Below are 4,920 nucleotides of genomic sequence, written 5' to 3'. Positions count from 1 at the left end.
CGCTCAACAGCGCGGCGTTCGCCTACCTGCGCCGCAGCGAGGCCTCCAGCGACGTCTCCGATCGGGATATCGAGGGCAGCATCGCCCGGGTCTCGCTGCCCATGTCGAACGAGCGGCGGGGCCGGATCGTGCTGACCGTGGCCGGCGCTCGCAGCCAGATGACGGCCGCCCCCATCGATCCCCTCGACGAGGGCAAGCTCATCGAGGCCGGGGCCCGGGTTATCGTCGTGCGGATCGAGGGTGGCGTCGCCCTGGTCACCCGACTGGATCCCGAACTCGAATAGGCGCCGCCGGCCGCCCACGGCCTGTCGCCCTCGGGCATGCGGTAGCCGATGCGGGTTCGGTGTGGATGCCGTGCGCAGAACGGGGCGGGCGTTGAACGGCGATCCAGATATATGAGTACGCCATATTGGCCGATCCTATGAGGGATAGCCCATAGATTCGGTGCTAAACAGGTCCCTATCTAGGATAATATGTGTTATTATCACAATACTAGCTATAGACATGATCTGATACTCATGTACACGGGCTCTTAGTTCGTATACAATTTGCGGCAAGTCGCTGGTCGTCACACGGCGGGGTGTGGCGGTCCGGCGGCTGATGGAAGCGCTCGGGGGAGCCGCGTGACCAGGTCGCATCAGACACAGCCCGGTCGCCGAGAGGTCCGGCGAGGCGCGCTGCTCGGTCAACCCCCATCCGCCGGGGGGGGGGTATCCCCGATTGCCATGAGGGTGGTTCGGGGTGCGCTGGCGCTGATCGCGGTCGCGGCGCTGGCCGCCGGCCTATGGCTGGTGTTGTTCGACCCGCATCCGACGCAGGCACAGACCAGCAGCATCACCCTGATCAGCAACACGGGCCAGACCGACGCCGCCCAAGGCACGTTGACTAATCAGGACCTTGCTCTGCCGTTCACCACCGGCTCCAACTCCGGCGGCTACAGGGTGACCTCGGTCGAGATCGAGGGGGGCTTCGGTAATCCTACTGGTACCACCGATCCGACGTTCACTGTCGCCATCCACACGGGCAGCGGCGCGTCGGTCGGCGCGAGCGTGGGTTCGTTGACCAGTTCGGGCCTTAGTGCCGGAACCAACTCCTTCACGTCATCCAGCGGTATCAACTTGGACGCCAACACGTCCTACTTCGTGGTCCTTGATATGTCCGTTGCGGGCGACAAATCCCCTTGGATACGGCTAACGGCCTCGCACGCAGAGGACAGCGGCGGGGCGGCGGGCTGGAGCATCGGGAACCAGCTCGCCTCCCGGCTTGCTGGCTCCACCGTGTGGAATTTGGCCCCAGGGACCAACGTCGTTGAGATGAGCATCAAGGGCCTGCCGAAGCTCGATCTGACCGTGAGCTCGTCGAGCCTGCTCGAGTCGGCGAACGCGACGGACGTGACGGTGACTGCGACGGTGGGCACCGCGTCGACATCCAGTCGCACCGTCAGCCTCGCGGTGGACAGCACGTCGACGGCGACCAGCGTCACCGACTACGCCGCTCTGACGCTGGGCTCGATCACGATCGCCGCCAACCAGACCAGCGGGACGGCCACCCTCAGCATCAACCCGACTCAGGACGTCGTCGACGAGGGGACAGGCGAGACCATCGTCATCGAAGGCAGCGTGACCGGCTTCGCTCCCGACAAGGCCACGGTGACCATCACCGACGACGACGCCGCCCCCACGGTGATCAATCTGACCTCGAGCCCGACCAGCCTCGACGAGGACGACTCGGACACGGCGGTCACGGTCACCGCGACGTTCGTGGGCACTACGAGAACGGTCGACACCACGGTGATGCTGAACTCGACCTTAGGAGGCAGCGCCACCGGCGGGGGCACCGACTACGCCCACAGCGGGCTGCCGTCGAGCGTGACGATCTCGGCGGAGTCGTCCAGCGGCAGCGCCACCGGCCTCATGATCGACCCGGAAGACGACACCATCGACGAGGGCACCAAGGAGACCATCGTCATCAACGGCAGCTTGGCGGGCTTCACCGTGAACGGCGCGACCGTCGACCTGAACGACAACGACGACCCGGAGATCACGCTGAGGTCCACACGGGTGGGGTCGGGCGCCGCCACAAGCGTGGACGAGGGGGACTCGGCCACGTTCCGGATCACCGCGACCCGCAACACCGCCGACAAGTCGGCGGCGTTGAGCGTGCCGCTGGCGCTGGTGACCTCCGGCGTCGGCGCTTCCACCGCCACCAGCGGCACCGACTTCACCGCGCTGACCAGCACGACGATCACGATCCCCATCGGTTCGGCCAGCGGCTTTCGGAACGTGACGATCAACACCACCGAGGACCGCCTCGACGAGGGCGCGGGCACCACGACCGACCCCTACGAGACGATCGTGCTCGGCGCCACGGTGTCGGGGTTCACGGTGAACCACGCGACGATCACCATCAACGACGACGATGCACCATCCACGGACATCACCCTGACGGTGATCGGCGACAACAGCATCGGCGAGGGCGATACCTCGAACACGATGGTGACCGTGAAAGCAGAGGTCGACGACGCCGCCCCCACGTCCGACGTGACGGTGGCGCTGTCGTTGACGGGCTCGGCGGTCAGCGGCACCGACTTCGTTGCCAATCCGGAGGCTGACACTCCGGGGACGCTGGATTCGATCACCATCTCCGCCCTGCAAGTCGAGGGCTCCTCCACGTTCGTCATCGACCCCACCGACGACAGCATCGACGAGGACGACGAGACGATCACCGTGAACGGCTCGGCGACCGGCGGCCTGACCGCGTCGGCCACCGTCGACATCACCCTCACCGACAACGACACCGCCGCGCTCACCATGTCGACCGGCACGACCACCAGCATCGGGGAGGGCGCCGGGGCGACGTCGGTGACGGTCACCGCCACGCTCGACATCGCGCGCTCCAAGAACACCACGGTGGCGCTGGCGCTGTCGGGCACCGCGGTCAAGGGCACCGACTACACGGTCCCGACCACGCTGCCCTCGATCACGATCGCCGCGGGCTCCAAGACCGGCAACGCGTCGTTGAACATCACCCCGACCGACGACCGTCTGGACGAGAACGACAAGACGATCACGATCACGGGCTCCGCCGACGGACTGACCGACAACTCGACCAGCATCACGTTCACCGACAACGACGCGACCTCCACTGCGGTGACCGTCACCCTCGTCGATCCGAGCGACGATTCTGCTCTGTCGAGCGTCGGCGAGGGCGCGTCGGCGGCGTCGGTGAAGATCGTCGCCACCTTGAACGACGCGGCGGTCAAGACCGAGACGAGCATGACGCTCACCTTCGCGGGCACCGCGACGGCGACGACGGACTACACGATCACGCCGAGCACGCCGCCGCCGAAGGTGACCTTCAACCCGGACGAGCACGAGGCCTCGGTCACGATCAGCGTCCGCCCGGTGCAAGACTTGATCGACGAGGGCGCCAAGGAGACGATCATCATCGGCCTCTCCTCCACCCTCGCCGTCACCACCGCCACCCTCGACCTGACCGACGACGACACCGCCTCCGGCGTCACCATCACCCTCGACGAGACGAACGTGAGGGAGGCCGACGCCGACGACCAGAACACGCTACAGAACGACCCCACGCCGACGACAGTGGAGGTGGAGGCCACCATCGACGGCGGCATCACCCGGCTGGTAAACACCGATGTGGCGGTGGCGCTGTCGGGCTCGGCGGTCAAGGGCACCGACTACTCCGTGTCGACGCTGCCGACAATCACGATCACCGCGGGTGCCAGCAGCGCGACGGGCCAGATCACGATCACCCCGTTGCACGACACGCAAACCGAGGGCGACGAGACCATCACCGTCGGCGGCTCCGCGACCGGCCTCACCATCAACACCGCCAACATCACGCTGTCCGACGACGACAGCGCTTCCACCAGTCTCACCATCCGCGCCATTCCGGCTGCGAATATGACTGAGTCGAGTGGGGCCACCGTGGTGACGGTCTACGCCATCCTCGACGGCGGAACCTTGAGCTCAAGCCTCACGGTGGATCTGACACTGGGCGGCACAGCCGACGAGGACACCGATTACGACTTGGTCGATGCCACCCTGCCCGACGTCACCATCGCCGCCAACAAGCCCCAGGGCGAGGTGACCTTCACCATCGACCCCCTCGAGGACACGATTGACGAGGGCGACGAGGACATCACCGTCGGCGGCACTGTCACCCTCGCCGGCTTCACCGTCCGATCGGGAAGCTTCTCTCTTGATGACAACGACACCGTGTCGCAGCGCATCACGCTCACCGTCGCCCCGACCAGCGTCGACGAGAACGCCGCCAGTGGCTCGCCCGTCACCGTCACGGCCACCCTCGCGGGCAGCGTGACCCGCTCCGTGCCCACCGAGGTGGACCTGGTCTTCGCCGGCAGCGCCACCCAGAACACCGACTACACCGCCACGCCGGCGGACCCGAAGGTCACCATCCCGCAGGAGGCCTCCACCGCCACCACGACCCTCACGATCACCCCCATCAACGACTCCCTCTTCGAGGGCGAAGAGACCATCCGCGTCAGCGGCTCGGTAGACGGGTTCAACGTGCGGCGGGCTGACATCACCCTGAACGACGACGACCTAGTGCCGCCCAGCAAGATCACCGACCTCGGGGCCACGCTGTCTCTGACCAGCCCCAACGCGGTCTTTCTGGAGTGGACCGCTCCGCAGCCGGGGCCGATCACCTCCTACCGCCTCCAGCGCCGAGCCGGCTCAGGCTCCTGGATCGATGCGGGGCACCCGTGGAGGGGGGCCTCGGACCACAGCGTCTCTGGCCTCGCTTACAACACCCATTACCAGTGGCGGCTCTACGCCAGCAACTCCGAGGGCGAGGGCATTGCGTCCAACGTGGCCAGCGTCACCACCGGCCCGGCGCCGCCGCGCCCCAGAAACCTGTCTGGTTTACACATCT

The 4,920-nt window shown here is 66.6% G+C and carries 1 protein-coding gene; it reads left to right on the top strand.

Features of this window, described 5'->3' with window-relative positions; all coding sequences use genetic code 11:
- Positions 1-725 precede the first annotated feature (725 nt).
- Positions 726-4,920, top strand: a 4,195-nt coding sequence (locus F4X11_22890) for a hypothetical protein (protein ID MYN67839.1), incomplete at its 3' end; no start/stop codon positions are given.

The sequence above is a fragment of the Acidobacteriota bacterium genome (assembly GCA_009861545.1).
Classification (GTDB): domain Bacteria; phylum Acidobacteriota; class Vicinamibacteria; order Vicinamibacterales; family UBA8438; genus WTFV01.
The sequence above is the reverse complement of the archived record's forward strand: the minus strand, read 5'-3'. Positions and strand labels throughout refer to the sequence as shown.